Annotated in this window: 19 protein-coding genes and 1 pseudogene; 9 read left to right on the top strand and 11 right to left on the bottom strand. The window is 62.3% G+C overall.

Annotated features, from left to right (window positions below):
• Positions 1–66: 66 nt before the first annotated feature.
• The 7 genes from eda to GSQ88_RS00770 form a co-directional block, all read right to left on the bottom strand.
• The gene (gene eda / locus GSQ88_RS00800) at positions 67–729 is read right to left on the bottom strand and encodes a bifunctional 4-hydroxy-2-oxoglutarate aldolase/2-dehydro-3-deoxy-phosphogluconate aldolase (RefSeq protein WP_159005324.1); all 663 of its coding nucleotides are present in this window, start codon (positions 727–729) and stop codon (positions 67–69) included.
• The gene (locus tag GSQ88_RS00795) at positions 726–1,670 is read right to left on the bottom strand and encodes a sugar kinase (RefSeq protein ID WP_159005323.1); all 945 of its coding nucleotides are present in this window, start codon (positions 1,668–1,670) and stop codon (positions 726–728) included. Before GSQ88_RS00795 ends, eda begins: the two co-directional genes overlap by 4 nt.
• A 20-nt stretch (positions 1,671–1,690) precedes the next feature.
• Entirely contained in the window at positions 1,691–2,677 is a 987-nt protein-coding gene (gene denD / locus GSQ88_RS00790; RefSeq protein ID WP_159005322.1) for a D-erythronate dehydrogenase, read from the bottom strand.
• 202 nt (positions 2,678–2,879) lie between these two features.
• Positions 2,880–3,788: a carbohydrate ABC transporter permease gene (locus GSQ88_RS00785; protein WP_159005321.1), complete on the bottom strand. Its 909-nt coding sequence runs from the start codon at positions 3,786–3,788 to the stop codon at positions 2,880–2,882.
• Entirely contained in the window at positions 3,781–4,740 is a 960-nt protein-coding gene (locus GSQ88_RS00780; RefSeq protein WP_159005320.1) for a carbohydrate ABC transporter permease, read from the bottom strand. Before GSQ88_RS00780 ends, GSQ88_RS00785 begins: the two co-directional genes overlap by 8 nt.
• A 69-nt stretch (positions 4,741–4,809) precedes the next feature.
• Positions 4,810–6,132, bottom strand: coding sequence for an ABC transporter substrate-binding protein (locus GSQ88_RS00775; RefSeq protein ID WP_159005319.1), 1,323 nt, complete (start codon positions 6,130–6,132; stop codon positions 4,810–4,812).
• Between the two features lie 61 nt (positions 6,133–6,193).
• Positions 6,194–7,255, bottom strand: coding sequence for an ABC transporter ATP-binding protein (locus GSQ88_RS00770; RefSeq protein WP_159005318.1), 1,062 nt, complete (start codon positions 7,253–7,255; stop codon positions 6,194–6,196).
• A 210-nt stretch (positions 7,256–7,465) separates the two neighbouring features.
• Here GSQ88_RS00770 and gntR point away from each other — a divergent pair, with 210 nt between their 5' ends.
• From gntR to GSQ88_RS00750, 4 genes are all read left to right on the top strand, one after another.
• Positions 7,466–8,494, top strand: a complete 1,029-nt coding sequence (gene gntR / locus GSQ88_RS00765; RefSeq protein ID WP_159005317.1) for an HTH-type transcriptional regulator GntR — start codon at positions 7,466–7,468, stop codon at positions 8,492–8,494.
• A gap of 191 nt (positions 8,495–8,685) precedes the next feature.
• Positions 8,686–10,515: an IlvD/Edd family dehydratase gene (locus GSQ88_RS00760; RefSeq protein ID WP_159005316.1), complete on the top strand. Its 1,830-nt coding sequence runs from the start codon at positions 8,686–8,688 to the stop codon at positions 10,513–10,515.
• 149 nt (positions 10,516–10,664) lie between these two features.
• Positions 10,665–11,396 carry an SDR family oxidoreductase gene (locus GSQ88_RS00755; protein WP_174247880.1) on the top strand — a complete coding sequence of 244 codons (732 nt, stop codon included), beginning with the start codon at positions 10,665–10,667 and terminating at the stop codon, positions 11,394–11,396.
• Positions 11,397–11,422: 26 nt separating this feature from the next.
• Complete coding sequence (locus GSQ88_RS00750) at positions 11,423–12,169, top strand: SDR family NAD(P)-dependent oxidoreductase (protein ID WP_159005314.1); 747 nt, start codon at positions 11,423–11,425, stop codon at positions 12,167–12,169.
• Between the two features lie 121 nt (positions 12,170–12,290).
• Here GSQ88_RS00750 and GSQ88_RS00745 read toward each other — a convergent pair whose 3' ends face one another.
• Positions 12,291–13,169, bottom strand: a complete 879-nt coding sequence (locus GSQ88_RS00745; RefSeq protein WP_159005313.1) for a DMT family transporter — start codon at positions 13,167–13,169, stop codon at positions 12,291–12,293.
• Between the two features lie 95 nt (positions 13,170–13,264).
• Here GSQ88_RS00745 and GSQ88_RS36055 point away from each other — a divergent pair.
• From GSQ88_RS36055 to GSQ88_RS00725, 5 genes and pseudogenes are all read left to right on the top strand, one after another.
• Positions 13,265–13,405 (top strand): annotated as a pseudogene (locus tag GSQ88_RS36055) (helix-turn-helix domain-containing protein); the annotation flags it as partial.
• Positions 13,406–13,526: 121 nt separating this feature from the next.
• A complete protein-coding gene (locus GSQ88_RS35465) occupies positions 13,527–14,201 on the top strand; it encodes a LysR substrate-binding domain-containing protein (RefSeq protein ID WP_349628195.1) in 675 nt (224 codons plus the stop codon).
• Entirely contained in the window at positions 14,198–14,878 is a 681-nt protein-coding gene (locus tag GSQ88_RS00735) for a site-2 protease family protein (RefSeq protein WP_159005351.1), read from the top strand. The genes GSQ88_RS35465 and GSQ88_RS00735 overlap by 4 nt, the downstream gene beginning before the upstream one ends.
• Before the next feature lie 74 nt (positions 14,879–14,952).
• Entirely contained in the window at positions 14,953–15,357 is a 405-nt protein-coding gene (locus tag GSQ88_RS00730; RefSeq protein ID WP_159005312.1) for a hypothetical protein, read from the top strand.
• A gap of 249 nt (positions 15,358–15,606) precedes the next feature.
• The gene (locus GSQ88_RS00725; RefSeq protein WP_159005311.1) at positions 15,607–16,830 is read left to right on the top strand and encodes an ABC transporter substrate-binding protein; all 1,224 of its coding nucleotides are present in this window, start codon (positions 15,607–15,609) and stop codon (positions 16,828–16,830) included.
• 63 nt (positions 16,831–16,893) lie between these two features.
• Here the strand turns inward: GSQ88_RS00725 and GSQ88_RS00720 are convergent, their stop codons facing one another.
• From GSQ88_RS00720 to exbB, 3 genes are all read right to left on the bottom strand, one after another.
• The gene (locus GSQ88_RS00720) at positions 16,894–17,682 is read right to left on the bottom strand and encodes an energy transducer TonB family protein (RefSeq protein WP_159005310.1); all 789 of its coding nucleotides are present in this window, start codon (positions 17,680–17,682) and stop codon (positions 16,894–16,896) included.
• Between the two features lie 17 nt (positions 17,683–17,699).
• Entirely contained in the window at positions 17,700–18,167 is a 468-nt protein-coding gene (exbD, locus tag GSQ88_RS00715) for a TonB system transport protein ExbD (protein ID WP_159005309.1), read from the bottom strand.
• A gap of 3 nt (positions 18,168–18,170) precedes the next feature.
• Positions 18,171–18,855 (bottom strand): tonB-system energizer ExbB (gene exbB, locus GSQ88_RS00710; protein ID WP_159005308.1); only part of this gene is annotated, 685 nt, incomplete at its 5' end.

Here is an 18,855-nt window from a genome sequence, read left to right as displayed (position 1 = left end):
TCTCCCTATGCTGTTTGAGACCGATTGCCTGATTGGGACGATATGTAACCTATCGCAGCCAATACTTCACGCCGGTTTCAGTAATTTCATGGCTCGGTTGCAGATCGCGGTGATGCTGTTCCAATTGCCGGAGCGGACGTCTGACGCCGGACACAGCCAGGAGCCGCCCACCGCGACCACGTTCGGCTCGGCGAGCCAGGAAGCCGCATTGGCCTCGCCGATCCCTCCGGTCGGGCAAAACCGCATATCCGGGAACGGCCCCGCCAGCGCCCGCAGCGCCTTGATGCCGCCGGACTGCTCGGCCGGGAAGAATTTGACGAGATCAAAACCGTGCGCCAGCGCCTGCATCAGGTCGGACGAGGTCGCGATGCCCGGCGCGAACGGTAACCCACTGGCGGCCGCGGCCTTCAGCAGCTCGGGCGTGCCGCCGGGGCTGATGCCGAATTTGGCGCCGAGCGCTTGCGCGCGTGCCAGATCATTCGGGTTCAGAATGGTGCCGATCCCGACGATGGCGTCAGGCACCTCGGCGATGATGGCCTTGGCGGCCTCGATCGCCACCGGCGTGCGCAGCGTTACTTCCAGCACGCGCACGCCGCCGGCTACCAGCGCTCTTGCCAGCGGCACGGCATCCTCGCGGCGTTCGATGGTGAGCACCGGAATCACGCGAGCCGCGCTTAGCAGCGTCGCGAATGGCCCGCCGCGCGGTGATGGGGCTGATGCAGCGTTCATGAATGATCCTTTCGCGAGGACGACGGCGTTGACGGATGAAGCTTCGGCATCGCCGACCGCGGGATGATGGCGCCGGGATGACCGACCACGATACCCGCGAGACGGTGCCCGGCGCGCGAGGCCTCGATGGGATCCGAGCCCGCCAGTCGCGCGGCGATATAGGCCGCGGCAAAACTGTCGCCGGCGGCGGTGGTATCGACCACCGGGGCCGCGAGGGGCTCGGCCTTGATTTCGTGCAGCCTGCCCGCAAGCCGCACGATGCTGGTGGGGTCGCTCAATTTCAGCACCGCCTCGGGCGTGGCGATCCGCGCCATCAGATTTTCCGGGCTTTGGTCGGGATATAGCGGCAACAGATCCTCGATCGAGGCCAGCGCCATGTCGGCGACCTCAAACGCGCTGCGATAGGCCGCGCGCGCCACCTCAAGATCGGGCCAGGCTCTTGGGCGGAAATTGGTATCAAAGGCCACGCGTGCGCCTCGTTGGCGAGCCTGCCCGAGCGCCGCGATCAATCGCGCTCGTCCGTCCTCGCGATAGATCGATAGCGTGATCGCGGAGAAATAAATAATCTCATCATCAGCCAGCGACTTCAGGATGTCCGCGGTCGCAGGCAGATCCATCAGGCTGCGCGCCGCCGATTGCTCGCGCCAGTGAAAGAAGCGGCGTTCCCCGCGCGCGTCGGTCTGGATCATGTAGAGGCCCGGCAACTTCCCGGGCAACCGCACCACGCGGCCGGTGCCGACCGCCTCGGCGGCCCACTCCGCGATCATTTGATCGCTGATGGGATCGTCGCCGAGCGCGGTGATATAATCGACGCCGATGCCGAGACGCGCGAGATAGACGGCGGTATTGAGCGTATCGCCGCCATAGCCTCGCGCGTAGAGGCCGCCATCAGCCTCCCGCAGCTCGATCATGCACTCGCCGATGCAGGCCACTTTGGTCATTGCCGCATCCGCAAAAGGCTCTAGGCGGCGAAGTTGCCGCCGAGTTCGTCCTCGATGTGAATCCGGATGATGTCGTCGAAGGTCTTTTCTTCTGTGGTGAAGCCGAGCTTGACTGCCCGCTTGGCATCGAAATTCCGTGGCCAGCCGGCGACGATGCCCATAATGAACGGGTCAGGCTCGCGCTTGATCCGGGCTGCGACCTTGTCGCCCGCCACCCGCTTCAGCGCGGCGATTTGTTCGCCCACGGTCGCGGAAAGGCCAGGCATGGTGAGGTTGCGGCGGGCACCCGCGATGGCGGTGTCCATCGTCGCCGCATGCAGCAGGAATCCGACCGTCGAACGCGGTGTGGCGTGCCAATGGCGAACGTCCTCCGAGACCGGCAGGATCGCTTCCTTGCCGGCGAGCGGTTCGCGCAGGATATTGGAGAAGAAGCCGGACGCCGCCTTGTTGGGCAGGCCGGGACGGATGCAGACGGTCGGCAGCCGGATGCCGATGCCATCCATGAAGCCGCGGCGGGAATAATCCGCCAGCAGCAGTTCGCCGATCGCCTTCTGGGTGCCGTAGCTGAGCAGCGGGGTATGGAAGAACTCGTCGCCGATGGCGTCCGGGAACGGCGCGCCGAACACCGCGATCGAGGAGGTGAAGACCACGCGGGGCTTGTAGCCGCCGCCGATCAGCCTCACCGCATCGAGCAGCATGCGCGTGCCGTCGAGGTTGATCCGGTAGCCCTTGTCGAAATCAAGCTCGGCCTCGCCGGAGACGATCGCCGCCAGATGAAAGATCACGTCGGGTTTATCGGCGACCAGCTTTTCGGCAAAGCCCGCCACCGCGAAATCGCCCGCGACGATGTTGACCGGAAAACCCGGCTTGGCGGGGGTGGCCGGCGCCACCACGTCCTGCAGCGTCATGCGCGTGATGTCGGTCTTGCCGAGACGCCCGTCGCGCAACAGACGTTCGACCAATTTGCGGCCGACCATGCCGGCGGCGCCCAGAACCAGAATATGCAAGAGCCGAACTCCTTTTTTATTGCTTCTTTCTCACGTCATCTCGGGGAGCATCGCGAAGCGATGCGTCTCGAAGGATGGCCACAGACCGTGCACGTTGCCATCCTTCGAGACGCGCGCCAAGAGGCGCGCTCCTCACGGGTGAACGCAATTGCGTTCATCCCGGGGATGACGCCCGGGAGCGCGAATACGCGGGCTCTCGCGCTTACTCTTTCACCGCGCCGGTCATTGCCGACACATAATGCTCGACAAAGAAGGCGTAAAGGATGACGAGCGGCAGCGAACCGACCAGCGCGCCCGCCATCAACGAGCCCCATTTGTAGATATCGCCGTCAACGAACTCGTTCACGATCGCCACCGGCACCGTCTTGTTCGGGGTCGATTGCAGGAAGGTCAGCGCGTAGATGAACTCGTTCCAGCACAGCGTGAAGGAGAAGATGAAGGCCGATATCAGGCCGGGAACCGCCAGCGGCACCACGATCTTGGTCAGGATCTGCCAGCGCGACGCGCCGTCGATCAGCGCGCATTCCTCGAGCTCATAGGGAATGGTCTTGAAGTAGCCCATCAACAGCCAGGTCGAGAACGGAATCAGCAAGGTTGGATAGACCAGAATGAGCGACAGCGGCGAATCGAACAGGCCATAGGCCTGAATCACCGACGCCAGCGGAATGAACAGGATCGACGGCGGCACCAGATAAGCAAAGAAGATGAGAACGCCGACCGCTTCGGCGCCCTTGAACCTCAGGCGCACGATCGCGTAGGCCGCCAGCACACTGGCGGCGATCGACAAGGTGGTGGCGCCGACCGCGACATACATCGTGTTCCAGAGCCAGCGCGGATACTGGGTCTCGAACAACAGCTTGCTGATGTGCTTGAAGGTCGGATGCACCACCCAGAACGGGTTATACTTCTCCATGTCGATCAGCTGTTCGTCCGGCTTGATCGACGTCAGGCCCATCCAATAGAACGGGAACAGCAGCACGACCAGAATGATGAACAGCGGCAGATAGAGCGTCACCAACCGGCGCGGCAACGACTCCAGATAGCTCATGCCATCGCTGTCGTCGTTTTGCGACGCGGCGGGTGCTTTGGTCTGCAAGGCGTGATCAGTCATTGTTCGATCCTTGCTGCCACTTCCGGCGCTGCATGCCGAACCAGGAAATCGCGATCGCCGCCGCCAGGAACGGGATCATCGCGGTCGCGATCGCGGCGCCCTCGCCGAGCCGGCCGGAGATGATGCCGCGCTGATAGCTCAACGTGGCCATCAGATGCGTGGCATTGACCGGACCGCCCCGCGTCAGCGCCCAGACCAATTGGAAATCGGTAAACGTGAACAGCACCGAGAAGGTCATGACGACCGCGATGATCGGGGTCAGGATCGGATAGGTGATGAAGCGAAAGCGTTGCCAGTTGGTGGCGCCATCGAGCGTCGCCGCTTCATACAACGAAGGCGACACCGTCTGCAGGCCGGCCAGCAGGGTGATCGCCACGAAAGGTACGCCGCGCCAGATATTGGCGAAGATCACGCTGCCGCGGGCCATGTTGGCGTCGCCGAGGAAATTGATGTTGTGGTCGATCAGACCCATTTTGATCAGCGACCACGAGATGATCGAAAATTGCGAGTCGTAGATCCACCAGAACGCAATCGCCGAAAGCACCGTGGGCACGATGAACGGGATCAGCACGATCGAGCGGATGATCGCCTTGAACGGCATGTGCCGGTTCAACAGCAGCGCGAGATAGAGCCCGATCACGAATTTGATGGCGCTGGCAACGATCGTATAGAGCAGCGTGTTGAATACCGAGAGCCAGAAGATCGAATCGTCCCACAGCCACTGGTAGTTCTCGAGGCCGACAAAGACACCGGTACGGCCGATCCGTTCGTCGGTAAAGCTCATCCAAACGCCAAGGCCGAGCGGATAGGCCAGGAACAGGATCAGGAACGCCGCCGCGGGCAGCATGAACCACACCGCCATCCAGTTGCGGTTGACCTTGAGCCGCGCCCACAGCGACGGCGTGTACGCAGTGGGAGCCTGTGCCGGCGCCGATGTTTGAAGGGTGGTCATGCCGCTCCAATTCCAAACCAAACCTGGATAAAAACGAGCCGGCGCGGAAGACCGCGCCGGCCATCACATCTACCGGAAGATGCGCTTGGCGGAACGTTCCGCCGAAGCCATCGCCGTTTTCACGTCTTCGCGGCCGGTGCAGTAATTCGCGAACATGTCGACCACAACGAAATCGGCAATCGCCGCCGCAACGTTTTCGTCCATCTTGCCGATACCGGCCGGGGTCTGCGCGGTCTCGGCCACGTTGCGGTATGGCGTGTTCTTGGGGTCCGCAGTCCAGATCGGGTTCTTCTCGAAGCCGAGCAGGAACGGCGACAGATAACCCAACGCCGATTCGACCCAGGGATCGAACTGCGCCGGTTCCATCATGAAGGCCGTGAAGGCCTTGCAGGCCTGCGGGTACTTGGTGAAGTTATAGACCAGGATCGGGAAGCCGAGATGCAGCTCGCGCGTCTTGCCGTCGACACCTGCCGGAAGATGGGCATGGTTCATGTCTTCGGCGATTTGCGGATTTTCCTTTTTCGCCGTGACGTAGATCGAGATCCCGTTGGCGGTCAAATAAAGCTGCCCTGCCAGAAACGCCTTGTTGTTGGAGCTGTCGTTCCAGGACGCGGTGCCCGGGACGAAGTTCTCGTAGAGCCCCTTCACATACTCCAGCGACTTGGCGGTTTCCGGCGAGTTGATGACGACCTTGTTGTCCTTGTCGATCAGGTTGCCGCCATGGGCCCACAGCGCCCAGTGCAGCCAGCCATTGGCATCGCCCGAGGCGTGGCCGAGCGCAAACCCGGCCGGCGTGCCGTTCTTGTTGAGGCCCTTGATCAGGTCGGCAAAACCGCCGAGGTCCTTGGGGAATTCCTTGTGGCCGGCCTTTTCAGCCGCGGCCACGCGGTAGTTCACCAGACCGCCGGTGGCGGCAACGGGAACGCCGATCCACTTGCCCTGGAACTTGCCGTACGCCTCACCCGAGGCCGACCAGCCACCGCACTTTTTGCCGAGATAGTCGGCGACGTCGGTCATGTCGGTGCATTTGTTCGGGAACAAGAACGGCAGCGTATAAAGACCCCAGACCATGTCGAGGCCCTGCCCGGTGTTGGCCGCGACCGACGCCTTGGGCTGGATGTCGTCATAGGATTCGTTGGAGACGTTGATGGTGACGCCGGTCGCCTTCTGGAAGGCATCGACGATCTTCATGAAGGCAACATCTTCGGCCTCGACGAAGCGCTTCCAGCGCAGCAGATTGATCTTGGCGCCCGCTTCCGGCTTCCACTGCGCGTCCTGTGCCCATGCCTTGGCGTAGCCCAGCAATTGCTCGCTCGACATGGTTGCCGCGGCGGCCAACATGGTGGCGCCGCCCTTCAGCAGAGACCGCCGATCCGGTGTAATGATAGTCATGTTCCGTATTCTCCCCTGTTTTATTGGCTTTGTTATCGACCAATTTGCTTCTTAAAATTTTTTACAGGCGCTTGCCGGTGGCTTCATCGAACAGATGCACCAGCGACGGGTTGGGCTTGAGCCGAACCTTGTCGCCGGGGGCGAATTGATGACGCTCGCGGAACACCGCGACGACCTGCTCGCCGCCGAGTTTCGCAAATACCTGGGTTTCCGATCCGGTCGGCTCGACCACCACGATCTCGGCTTCGGCGCCATCATCCGCGATTGTGAAATGCTCAGGCCTGACGCCGTACACCACGGCCCGGCCGTCGGAATTGGCCGGCGCCGAAGCTAACGGCAGCTTCAGTCCGTTCGGACCTTCGAAACTGGCGCTGCCGTTTGCCTTCAGTTTACCCTTGAGGAAGTTCATGGCCGGAGAGCCGATGAAGCTGGCGACAAACTGGTTGTCCGGCCGATCGTACAAATCGAGCGGCGAACCGATCTGCTCGACGATGCCGTCATGCATCACCACGATCTTGTCGGCCATGGTCATGGCTTCGATCTGGTCGTGGGTGACATAGACCGTGGTGGTCTTCAGCCGCTGATGCAGCTCCTTGATTTCGGTCCGCATCGCCACCCGCAGCTTGGCGTCGAGGTTGGACAGGGGTTCGTCGAACAAAAACACCTGGGGATCGCGCACGATGGCGCGGCCCATGGCGACGCGCTGGCGCTGGCCGCCGGACAATTGCCGGGGATAACGATCGAGCAGCGGTATCAGATCGAGGATTTCGGCGGCGCGCTTCACGCCCTTGCCGATCTCGTCAGAGCTGGCACCCCGCAGCTTCAGCGAAAAGCCCATATTGTCGGCCACCGTCATATGCGGATAGAGCGCATAGTTCTGGAATACCATCGCGATGTCGCGCTCTTTGGGCTGGACGTTGTTGACGACGCGGTCGCCGATCGAAATCGTACCCGACGTGATGTTCTCGAGCCCCGCCAGCATCCGCAGCAAGGTCGATTTGCCGCAGCCCGAGGGTCCGACCAGAACCACAAAGGCGCCGTCCTCGATCGGGATCGACACGCCGTGCAGGACTTCAAAGCCACCAAACGATTTTCGCACGTCGCGAATTTGGACAGACGACATCCACTTCCCTCCCTCAAGTTCCCCGACGGCGTATGACGAGCGCCGTTACCGCCCTGCTTTTTTCTCGTCGACGTCGCGGCTTACGCGACGTCCGGTCGGACGGATATTGTCCGCAGTTTATACGGTTTTGGCAATCGCTCGCTTAGCAACGTTTTGGTAGCGCTGTCAATAACCGCTTGTCTGCGTAACTGCCTGTGATATGAGCGCCTGATGGGACGAAAGCGCACCAGGCCCGACAACATCCGATTAACGGAAGTCGCCGAACTCGCCGGCGTGAGCCCGATCACCGCATCGCGGTTCTTCAGAAATCCCGAAGCCCTGTCGATCGGCAAACGGGTGCGGGTCGAGAGTGCTGCGAAAGAACTCGGTTACGTGCCGAACCTGGCCGCGCGAGCGCTGGCGTCACAACGCACCGAAGTGATCGGCGTCCTCATCCCGTCGTTTACCAACAACGTCTTTTCCGACCTGCTGCGCGGTATCTACGATGCCTTCGAGAGCAGCCGTTACAGCATCCAGCTTGCCAACACGCGCTACAGCATCCTGGAGGAAGAAAAACTGCTGCGGCTGTTCCTGGCGCAAAAGCCGGCCGGCTTGATCGTGACCGGCATCGATCAAACGCCGGAAAGCCGCATCATCATGCAATCGGTGGATTGCCCGATCGTCCAGATCATGGAGATCGGCCCCGACCCGGTCGACATGATCATCGGCTTTTCGCACGCGGACGCAGCTCAGGCGGCCATTACTCATCTTCTCGCCCAGGGCTACCGGAGAATAGGCTTTCTCGGCGCGCGCATGGATCCGCGCGTGCAGCGGCGATTGGCCGGCTATCAGGCCGCCATGAAGGCCGCCTCGCTGTTCGATTCCCGCCTCATGGTGACGACACCGCTACCGACTTCGGTCACGCTGGGCGGCACGCTGTTCGCCGATCTTCTCGCCAAGGCCCCGGATACCGACGCGGTGTTCTGCGCCAATGACGACCTTGCTTTGGGCGTGCTGTTCGAATGCCAGCGCCGGCACATCGCAATTCCAAAGCAAATGGCGATCGTCGGTTTCAACGATCTGGAATTCATGGCATCGGCCGTCCCGACGCTGACCAGCGTGCGTACCAATCGCTACGAAATGGGCAGGAATGCTGCCACGATGGTGATCGAAACGATCGAAGGCCGGCGCCCGGAGCAACCGATCGTCGACCTCGGATTCACCGTCATCGAGCGCCAAAGCTCGGTGCGTGAGCCATGATCGGCGCAGGCTCCTGCTGCAATCGATCGATGTCACAAACAGGACAAAATGGTAGCGCAACCAAGGATGTTGGACTAAGGTCCTATGCGATGGCGCATGGCGCTCGGCGGATGCCGCGTTTGTCATGCGCGCGGATTTGCGCATGCTAGAAGGCAAAGCCCAAACGGGCGGATTTGCAGTGGGAGAAACGAATGAACAAGAACCTCAGCAACGGGCACGATACGGTCAACAAGGGCAAAGGGCGCAAACTCCGCTCCAGCGAATGGTTCAACAATCCGCATAACCCCGGAATGACCGCGCTCTATTTGGAGCGCTACTTGAATTACGGCCTGACCCGGCACGAATTGCAGTCCGGCAAGCCGATCATCGGCATCGCGCAGACCGGCAACGATCTGTCGCCGTGCAATCGCCATCACCTTGAATTGGCGCACCGGGTGCGCGAAGGCATCCGCGCCGCCGGCGGTCTTGCCATGGAATTTCCGGTGCATCCGATCCAGGAGACCGGCAAGCGCCCGACCGCGGCGCTGGATCGCAACCTCGCTTATCTCGGACTGGTCGAGATCCTGTTCGGCTATCCGCTGGATGGCGTGGTGCTGACCACCGGCTGCGACAAGACGACGCCCGCCTGCCTGATGGCGGCCGCCACCGTCAATATGCCCGCCATCGTGCTGTCGGGCGGCCCGATGCTGAACGGCTGGCACCAGGGCAAGCGCACGGGTTCAGGCACCGTGGTCTGGAAGGCGCGCGAAGAACTCGCCGCGGGCGAGATCGACTATGAGGAGTTCATGAATATCGTGGCCTCTTCCGCGCCGTCGGTCGGCCACTGCAACACCATGGGCACCGCCTCCACGATGAATTCACTGGCCGAGGCGCTCGGCATGTCGCTGCCGGGCTGTGCTGCGATCCCCGCCCCCTACCGCGAGCGCGGCCAGATCGCCTATGAGACCGGCACGCGCATCGTCGACATGGTCTGGGAGGATCTAAAGCCCTCCGATATCCTGACTCGCAAGGCGTTCGAGAACTGCATCGTGGTCAATTCGGCGATCGGCGGCTCGACCAACGCGCCGATCCACATCAACGCGCTGGCCCGCCATATCGGCGTCGAACTTTCGATCGACGACTGGCAGAAGCACGGTCACGAGATTCCGCTGCTGGTGAACATGCAGCCGGCCGGCTTCTACCTCGGCGAGGAATTTCATCGCGCCGGCGGCGTGCCGTCGGTGGTGCGCGAATTGATGACGCACAAGCGCATCCATGAAGACGTCATGACCGTCAACGGCCGCAATATGGGCGATAATTGCCGCGAGGCGCCGAAACCCGACAATGACGTGATCTGGGGTTACGACAAGCCGCTGGTCAAGGACGCCGGCTTCCTCGTCTTGCGCGGCAATCTGTTTGATTCCGCAATCATGAAGACCAGCGTGATCTCAAAGGAATTCCGCGACCGCTATCTGATCAATCCGAAGGATCTGAATGCGTTCGAGGGCCGTGCGATCGTGTTCGAGGGGCCGGAGGATTATCACCACCGGATCGAGGATCCGTCGCTCAATATCGACGAACATTGCATCCTGTTCGTCCGCGGCACCGGACCGATCGGCTATCCCGGCGGCGCCGAGGTCGTCAACATGCAGCCGCCCGCCGCTCTCATCAAACGCGGCATCCTTGCCCTGCCCTGCATCGGCGACGGCCGCCAGTCGGGCACGTCGGGCTCGCCTTCGATCCTCAACGCGACGCCCGAAGCCGCCGCCGATGGCGGTCTCGCGATCCTCAAGAACGGCGACATGGTTCGCATCGACCTCAACAAAGGCAGCGCCAACATCCTGATTTCGGATGACGAGTTGAAGCGGCGGCGCGTCGAACTCAAGGCCAAGGGCGGCTTCCCGGTTCCGGCCAACCAGACGCCGTGGCAGGAGCTGTATCGCTCGACCGTCGGCCAACACGCCACCGGCGCCTGCATGGAATTCGCAACGCGTTACCACGACATCGCCGGCAAGGTCGGCGTCGCGCGGGATAATCATTAGATAACGAAACCGTCGTTGCCGGGCAAAGGGCGCGAAGCGCCGTCTTCAACCCTTGACCCGGCGACCCATCCTTCTTCAGAAGATGGATACGCGGGTCAAGCCCGCGTATGACGCAGAGAAATGATCTTCTACCGTCCAAGGAGAATCCCATGACAGACCGCCTCAAGGGCAAACGCGCCGTTATCACCGCAGCGGCGGCGGGCATCGGACGCGCAAGCGCCATCGCATTCGCGCGCGAGGGCGCCACGGTCATTGCCACCGACATCAATGAAAAGGGCATCGCTGCGCTGGCTCAGGAAGGTATCGCGGAGACGGCACGGCTCGACGTTCGCAACACGGCCGACGTCAACGCCTTTGCCAAACGCGTCGGCAAAATCGACATCCTGCTCAACGCGGCAGGCTTCGTGCACCACGGAACCATCCTGGACTGTTCGGAAGAAGACTGGGACTTCTCGTTCGACCTCAACGTCAAGTCCATGCACCGCACCATCAAGGCGTTCCTGCCCGCGATGCTGGCGGGCGGAGGCGGCAGCATCGTCAATATCTCGTCATGCGCGGCGCTGCGGCCGCCGGCCAACCGCTACGCCTACAGCGCGTCCAAGGCGGCCGTCTCATTGCTCACGCGCGCGATCGCGCTCGATTTCATCACTCAGGGCATCCGCTGCAACAGCATCTGCCCCGGCACGGTGGAAACACCCTCGATGCTCGACCGAGCCGCCGCCGCTGGCCCGCAGGGCAAGGAAATGTTCGTCTCCCGCCAGAAGATGGGCCGGCTCGGCACAGCGGAGGAAATCGCTGCTATGGCCGTGTATCTCGCCAGCGACGAAAGCGCGTTCACCACCGGCGTCGACCTTGTTGTCGATGGCGGCTACATGCTCTGACATCCAGCCGACCAGAGGTTTCCAGAATGAACAAGATCGACCTGAACGGCCGCAGCGCCGTCGTTACCGGCGGTGCACAGGGTTTTGGGCGCGCCATCACCGAGCGTTTTGTCGCCTCCGGCGCCAAGGTTGCGATCTGGGATCACGATTTGCCGTTTGCCGAGAAAACCGCCAAGGAAATCGGCCCCGATGTGACCGCGTTCAAGGTCGACGTTTCCGATCTCGCCGCGGTCGAAAACACCCGGGACGCCACGCTGAAAGCGTTCGGCAAGATCGACATCCTGGTCAACAATGCCGGCATCGCCGGCATCAATAAGACGGTCTGGGAAACCGACCTCGAGGAATGGCGCAAGGTGCTGCGCATCAATCTCGACGGCCCGTTCATTTGCTGCAAGGCGGTCGTGCCTTCGATGGTGAAGCAAAATTACGGCCGCATCGTCAACATCGCTTCCATCGCGGGCAAGGAAGGTAACCCCAACGCCGCGCACTACTCGGCCTCGAAGGCCGGCCTGATCGCGCTGACGAAATCGTTGGGCAAGGAGCTTGCCGGCCACGAAATCGCGGTCAACGCGGTCACCCCCGCCGCGGCCAAGACCGCGATCTTCGACCAGCTGACGCAGCAGCACATCGACTTCATGCTGTCGAAGATTCCGAAGGGACGTTTTGTTCTCGTGGAAGAACTCGCGGCGATGGTGGCGTGGCTCGCCTCGGAAGATTGCGCGTTCTCCACGGGTGCTGTGTTCGACATCTCCGGCGGCCGCGCGACCTACTAGAGCGTTTTCGAGCGAAGTGGGTACCGGTTCGCGTCAAGAAAACGCGTCAAAACAAAAGTCTAGAGCCTGGTTCTGATTCCATCAGAACCAGGCTCTAGCCGGCGGTCGCTCGCGTCGCCGGTCAGCGCCATCGACCCTGCGTTGTCGCGATCCAGATGCCGACGAAAACCGTCACGATGCCGCCCGCGAGATTCCAGCGCAGCGGCTCGTGAAGCAGCGCCGCGCCGACCAGCGACGCGGTAACCGGATTGACGGTAACGGAGATCGCGACGCGGGTCGGCGTCGTGCGCACCAGCGCGAATGCCCAGAGATAGAATGTCAGCGCGGCGCCGAAGGCGCCAAGATAGGTGGCCGCGAGCCACTGCGGCATCCCGAAAGCCTCAACCGGCGCGAAGCTGCCGCGCCAGCACGATATCAGGACCAGCACGGCGGCGCCGATGCCCATCGACATGGTGGTGAAAGCAATCGTACCGGAGCGCGCGATCAACGGCTTTGACCGGATGCTGTAGAGCGCCATGCACAGGGCGGCGCCAACCATCAGAAGATCGCCGCGCCACGCCCCCGGCGGCGCAGCGGTCAGGCTCGACAGCAGCGCGATCGCGACGCCGATGGTCGCGATCACCACCCCGAGCGACTTGCGCGCCGTCAAAGCCTCGCTGCCAAGCGCGGCACCGACGACCATCGTCAGCAGCGGAAGGGTCGACAACGCCAGCGCCCCCCGCGCCGCCGTCGTGAAGATCAGGGAGGCATTGAACAGCACCGGGAACAGGGCGAAGTACAGCACGCCCAATCCGGCCACGCCGAGCCAGTCCTGACGCGCCGGCCATCGCTCGCCTTTCAGCAATGCTACCGGCAGCAAGAGCAGAAACCCGATACCGAACCGGAACGAGCCGATGGCGAGCGGATCGATCGCGTTCACCAGATACCGCGTGGCGCCGATCGAGGTGCCGCCGAGGCCGCTCGATAACACCGCCGCCAGGACGCCCCAGCCCTCTCCCATCCATTATCCCTCCCGTTTCGACTTGCGATCGAGGATAGGGAGGCGGTACTAATGAAGAAATGGAATTTACCTGATAGGATAAATAACGTTTCGTTATGAGCCTGCCTGTCCTCGATCCGGATCTTCTGAAGGCGTTCGTCGCGGTGGCCGACCACCGGTCGTTCACGCGCGCTGCGGCGATGCTCAACCGCACCCAATCGGCCGTGAGCATGCAGATCAAGCGTCTGGAGGATCGCCTGGGTGTCGAGCTGTTGCGCCGCACCACGGCAAGCGTCGAATTGAGTACCGCGGGCGAAGGACTGCTCGGATACGCCCGACGTATCCTGACGCTGAACGACGAGGCCGTCGGTCGGCTGCGTGGTCCGCCTTGGCGTGATGGACGACTACGGCACCTTCGTGGTGCCGCCTCTGCTGGCAAGCTTCCTTGCTGGCTATCCATTGATCCATGTCGAGATGGAGACGGGGCTCACCTCTTCGATGCCGGCCCGGCTCGGCGAAGCGTTTGACCTCGTCATCGCCATGCATCCGGAAGGGCGTGGCGAAGGTGAATTCCTGCGGCGCGAACAGGCAGTCTGGGCGGCCGGCGGTTCGCAGGCCTTCGAGTCGCAAGCCTTCGACTCGCAAGTCTTGGAGGAGCAGGAACCGCTGCCCGTCGCGCTCTACCCGCAGGGCTGTCTGTTCCGAAAATGGGCGATCGAGGCGCTCGACGCGGCCAAGCGTCCGTGGCGGCTGGCGTTCGTCAGTCACAGCCTCGCGGCGGTCGAGGCGATAGCGGCACAAGGTCTCGCCGTGACCGTCGTGAAGGCCGGGATCTTTCCGCCAAAACTTCGTGCGCTGTCGGATCGCGACGGAATGCCGAGCCTGCCGGCCGCGGACATCTGCCTGCATCGCGCCGCCAACCTGTCACAGGCCGGCGCGCTGCTGGCGGATCATCTGCGGATGACGATCCGGAATGGCACGCCATCGAAGCGGGCGCGTGGTAGCGTCAACGCCGCATCACTCGAACCGGACGGAATCATCGATTGCCTCTGAACAGCACAATCTATGCGGTGTCGGTCTGGGTGTTGCCGCTCGTGATCGCCATCACCTTTCACGAGGCTGCCCACGGTTTTGTCGCGCACCGGCTCGGCGATAATACGGCCTGGCAGCTCGGCCGCGTCAGTTTCAATCCGCTCAAGCACATCGATCCGTTCGGCACCCTGTTGCTGCCGGCGATCCTGCTGTTGTCGCACTCGCCGTTTTTGTTCGGCTACGCCAAGCCGGTACCGGTGAATTTCCGCGCCTTGCGGCATCCCCGGCTCGACATGGTCTGGGTGGCGCTGGCCGGCCCCGCCACCAACATCGCGCTGGCTTTGGTCGCCGCGGCGGCGTTTCATCTATTGGGCCTTGCCCCCGCAAACACCGCGCAATGGTTTGCCGACAATCTGAAAAATGCGCTTGTTATCAACGTCGTGCTTGCCGTTTTCAACATGCTGCCGATTCCCCCGCTGGACGGCGGGCGGGTCGCGGTGGGGTTGCTGCCGAACGCGCTGGCGGTCCCGTTATCGCGGCTGGAACCCTACGGCATGCTGATTCTGATCGGTTTTCTGATCCTGCTTCCGATGGTCGGCACGCAGCTCGGTCTAAATCTTGATGTTATTTCCACGATACTGCGGACGGTGACCGGCTATGTGATCTGGCTACTTCTCCTGGTCACCGGCAACGCTTAGTTGTTATTTTGGAGCGATTATTCGAGAATCCGCCGCCCGATGCACCTGAGGCCATTTTGATTAAAGCTGCCGACATGATGATTGCGCGCCGTGCCGACACCAAGGCTCGCGCGGACTTCGCGACCTGGAAAATGATGGCGAAGCTGAACGGTGCCTCCGCTCTGCCCGACGAAGCCCAGACCTTCCTGGTCAGCTACAGGGAGCTTCTCAAGCAGATGACGGAGCCGGAGGCCACCGACGCCACCATCAACCTGATGTATCGGGCCTACTACACCGAAATGGGCGGCAAGGGCACCGCGCCCGACGTCCGGGCGCATTTGAGCGAACCGGTGGTCGACAACGTCACGGCCTTCAAACGCCCGGTACCGCAAAAGACCAAACCCAAGGGCGGCCCGGACGCAAAGCCTCGCCTTCCGGTGGCGTTGATCTTCGCCTGCCTCGTCGTGGTCTATGTCGGGTTCCGATATCTTTGGCGCTGAGGCGATCGTCAGCGGCGTCATCCTCCCCAAGCGCTTGGCGTTTATCGGGCAGGCAAACCAGCCTCCACTTTTAGGACCAGGCTCTACCTGCAGCCTCTACCTGCAAACCCTACCTGAACATGTTTTTCGTCGGGTTCTTAGTACCCCCAATAGACCCCATCATCGCAGCGGCTATGCGAGGCTGTTCAGGCAGGGCATAGTCGCTGTCATATTCCGGCGTAAATCGGAAATGACCTTGGGAGGGGAAAAATGAAACAATTGGCTGCGGCGTTGCTGCTGACGACGGGTCTGGTGTTCGCCGGCAGTGCGCTGGCGCAGGAGAAGCTCGACAAGGTCGTCAAGGTCGGGGCCCTCGGCGATCAATCGGGGCTGTATCAGGATATCGGCGGCCCCGGCTCTGCCATCGCAGCCCAGATGGCGATCGAGGATTCCGGCCTGTTGGCCAAGGGCTGGAAGATCGATCTGATCTCGGCCGACCACCAGAACAAGCCCGACGTCGCCGTCAACATCGGCAAACAATGGGTCGACGTCGAAAAGGTCGATGTGTTCGTCGATCTCGCAGCTTCCAACGTCGGGCTCGCCATCGCCAATCTCGCCAGGGAGAAGAATGTCGTCAACCTGAACTCCGGCTCGGGCTCGTCCGACCTCACCGGCGCGCAGTGCACGCCCAATACCGTGCACTGGGCTTACGACACCTACATGCTCGCCAACGGTACCGGCAAGGCACTGGTGAAATCCGGCGGCGACACCTGGTTCCTGATCACCGCGGACTATGCATTCGGCCAGGCGCTGGAGCGCGACACCACGGCGGCCGTCACCGCAGCCGGCGGCAAGGTGCTCGGAGGCGTCAAGCATCCGCTCAACACATCCGACTTCTCCTCGTTCCTGCTGCAGGCGCAGAGTTCGAAAGCAAAGGTCATCGGCCTTGCCAATGCCGGCGGCGACACCACCAACGCCATCAAGCAGGCCGCCGAGTTCGGCATCGTCGCCGGCGGGCAGAAGCTCGCGGGCATGCTGATGTTCATCACCGACGTCAATGCGCTCGGGCTCAATATCGCGCAAGGCCTCAACTTCACCGAGACTTTCTACTGGGACATGAACGACCAGACCCGCGCCTTCACGAAGCGCTTCATGGAGAGGTTCAAGAAGAACCCGCCGACCATGGTGCAGGCCGGCGTCTATTCGTCGCTGATCCATTACTTCAAGGCGCTCGAAGCGCTCGGTGGCAATCCGCATGACGGCCGCGCCGTGGTGGCCAAGATGAAGGAACTGCCGACCGATGACCCGCTGTTCGGCAAGGGCTCGATCCGCGCCGACGGGCGCAAGATTCACCCGGCCTACCTGTTCGAGGTGAAGAAGCCCTCGGAGTCGAAATACCCATGGGACTATTACAAACTGGTCGCCACCATTCCGGCCGACGAAGCCTGGCTTCCGCTGGAGAAGAGCGTTTGCCCGCTGGTCAAGAAGAACTGAGCTAATAAAGGCAACCGCTGCGACATGATTTCTTCCCACGCTCCCAATCGGGCGGGGAAGAAATCAGCTCTTTCCCTTCGGGAAGATGACATCCAGCGTAAAATTCAATCCCTCATCGGCTTCCATGGCGGGCGGCTGCGGCACGGGATCGGACCTGCGGATCATCGCGAGTGCGGCCTCATCATAGGCCGCATCGCCGGAGCCTTCGATGACGTGCATCGAGAGCACGTGGCCGAGACGATCCAGCTCGAAGCCGACCTTGACCTTGGTCTCTTTGGTGGTCTTCACCTCGGGATAGCGCTTGTGGAGATTGAGATAGGCGCTGAGTTGGCCGCGCCATTTCGCCAGCAGCTTTTGCGCGTCCTTGCCAATGCCCTGATGAACGACGGTCGGGGTGTCGGATTGCTGCGCGCCTTCGATCTTCTGCCGCGCGGTCGCTTCCTGGGCTACCGACTCGTCCGATGCCGAGGTCTGTACCGTGGCAATCTTCGGCTCGTCTTCCTTGGGCTTGTTGTTGTCGGTCGTCGTCACCACCCGGTCGGGATCTTCGGTTTCGGTCGGGGTATCCTTTGGCAGGTCGGTTTGCTTGGGCTCGGCCTTCTGCTCGGCGAGCGCGGGCGAGGCCACCGACGCGTCGGCGTCCGGTCCGGCCGGAAGATCGGTATCCTCGGGGCTGGCGGAAGTGAGCTCGATGCCGATGTCGCCCTGCGAGCCCAGATATTCGGCTTCGTCATCGCCACGCAGATGCGCCAGCGCCAGCGCGCCGCAGCCGACATGCAGCACGACCGCGCCCACCGCTGAAAGAATCCAGAGGCGCCGCGATGACTTTTGCTCGGTGGCGAGGTCGGACATCTCGAACTGGCTGCCGCTCAGGGTTTTGGGTTGGCTGGCGCGGATGGCGGTGCATCGGCGTTCGGAACGCCTTCCAGCGCCACCAGCTTGATCTTGGTATAGCCCCCGGCGCGCAGGATTTCCAGCACATCCATCAATTCGCCGTAAGGCACCGCGCGGTCCGAGCGGAGAAAGATCGCGCGATCCTTGCTCGAATCCGGCATCGCGTCGAGTGTGCGAACCAGATCGATCCGCTTGACCGGATTCTCACCGACCGCCACCGCGAGATCCGGCTTGATGCTGACATAGGTCGGCTTGTCCGGTTTCTTCTGCGGGGTCGCGGTCGACGACGGCAGATCAATCGGAAGGTCGACCGTCGACAGCGGCGCCGCCACCATGAAGATAATCAGCAGAACCAGGATGACGTCGATGAACGGCGTGACGTTGATTTCATGGGTCTCCCCGAAATCGTCGTCGTCGTCATTTTCCGAGAGCGAAATGGCCATCGCCTACTCCGCCGCGCGCGAATGCGTGCCGCCATGGGTACGGTCGAGATCGCGCGACAACAGCCGCGCCGAAGCGCCCGAGGACCGGCTGACCAGTTCGAGATAGGCTTTCGTCACCCGCGCAAAGTGATTGTAGATGATGACCGCCGGGATCGCCGCGACCAGGCCGCACGCGGTGGCCAGCAGCGCTTCGGCGATGCCGGGGGCGACGACGGCTAGATTGGTGGTCTGCGATTTCGAGATGCCGATGAAGCTGTTCATGATGCCCCAGACGGTGCCGAACAGGCCGACGAACGGCGACGTCGCGCCGATCGAGGCCAGCAACCCCATGCCGATCCGGATCCGCCGCCCTTCGGCGCGCACGATTTCCGCAAAACTTGACGCGGCCCGTTCCTTGATCCCGTCGTCGCTGGAAATTCCCGCCGACAACCGCGCTTCGTTCAACGCCGCGGCGAGCAACGCCGACAACACGCCGTCCTTGGCGCCGAGCGCAAATTGCGCTTCCGCCAGCGATCTTGCGCTGGCGATCTTGCGCAGCGCCCCGCGCAATTTAGTTTGAACAACCGACAGCTCGATCATTTTCGCGATGAAGACGGTCCAGGTGACCAGCGACGCGAACGCCAGACCGATCATCACGGCCTTGACGATGATGTCGGCCGCCAAGAACATCGACCACGGCGACAATTCG

Origin of the sequence: Bradyrhizobium sp. S69 (assembly GCF_009766005.1) — a bacterium.
Classification (GTDB): Bacteria; Pseudomonadota; Alphaproteobacteria; order Rhizobiales; family Xanthobacteraceae; genus Bradyrhizobium.
This window is presented reverse-complemented; position numbering and strand designations above follow the sequence as displayed.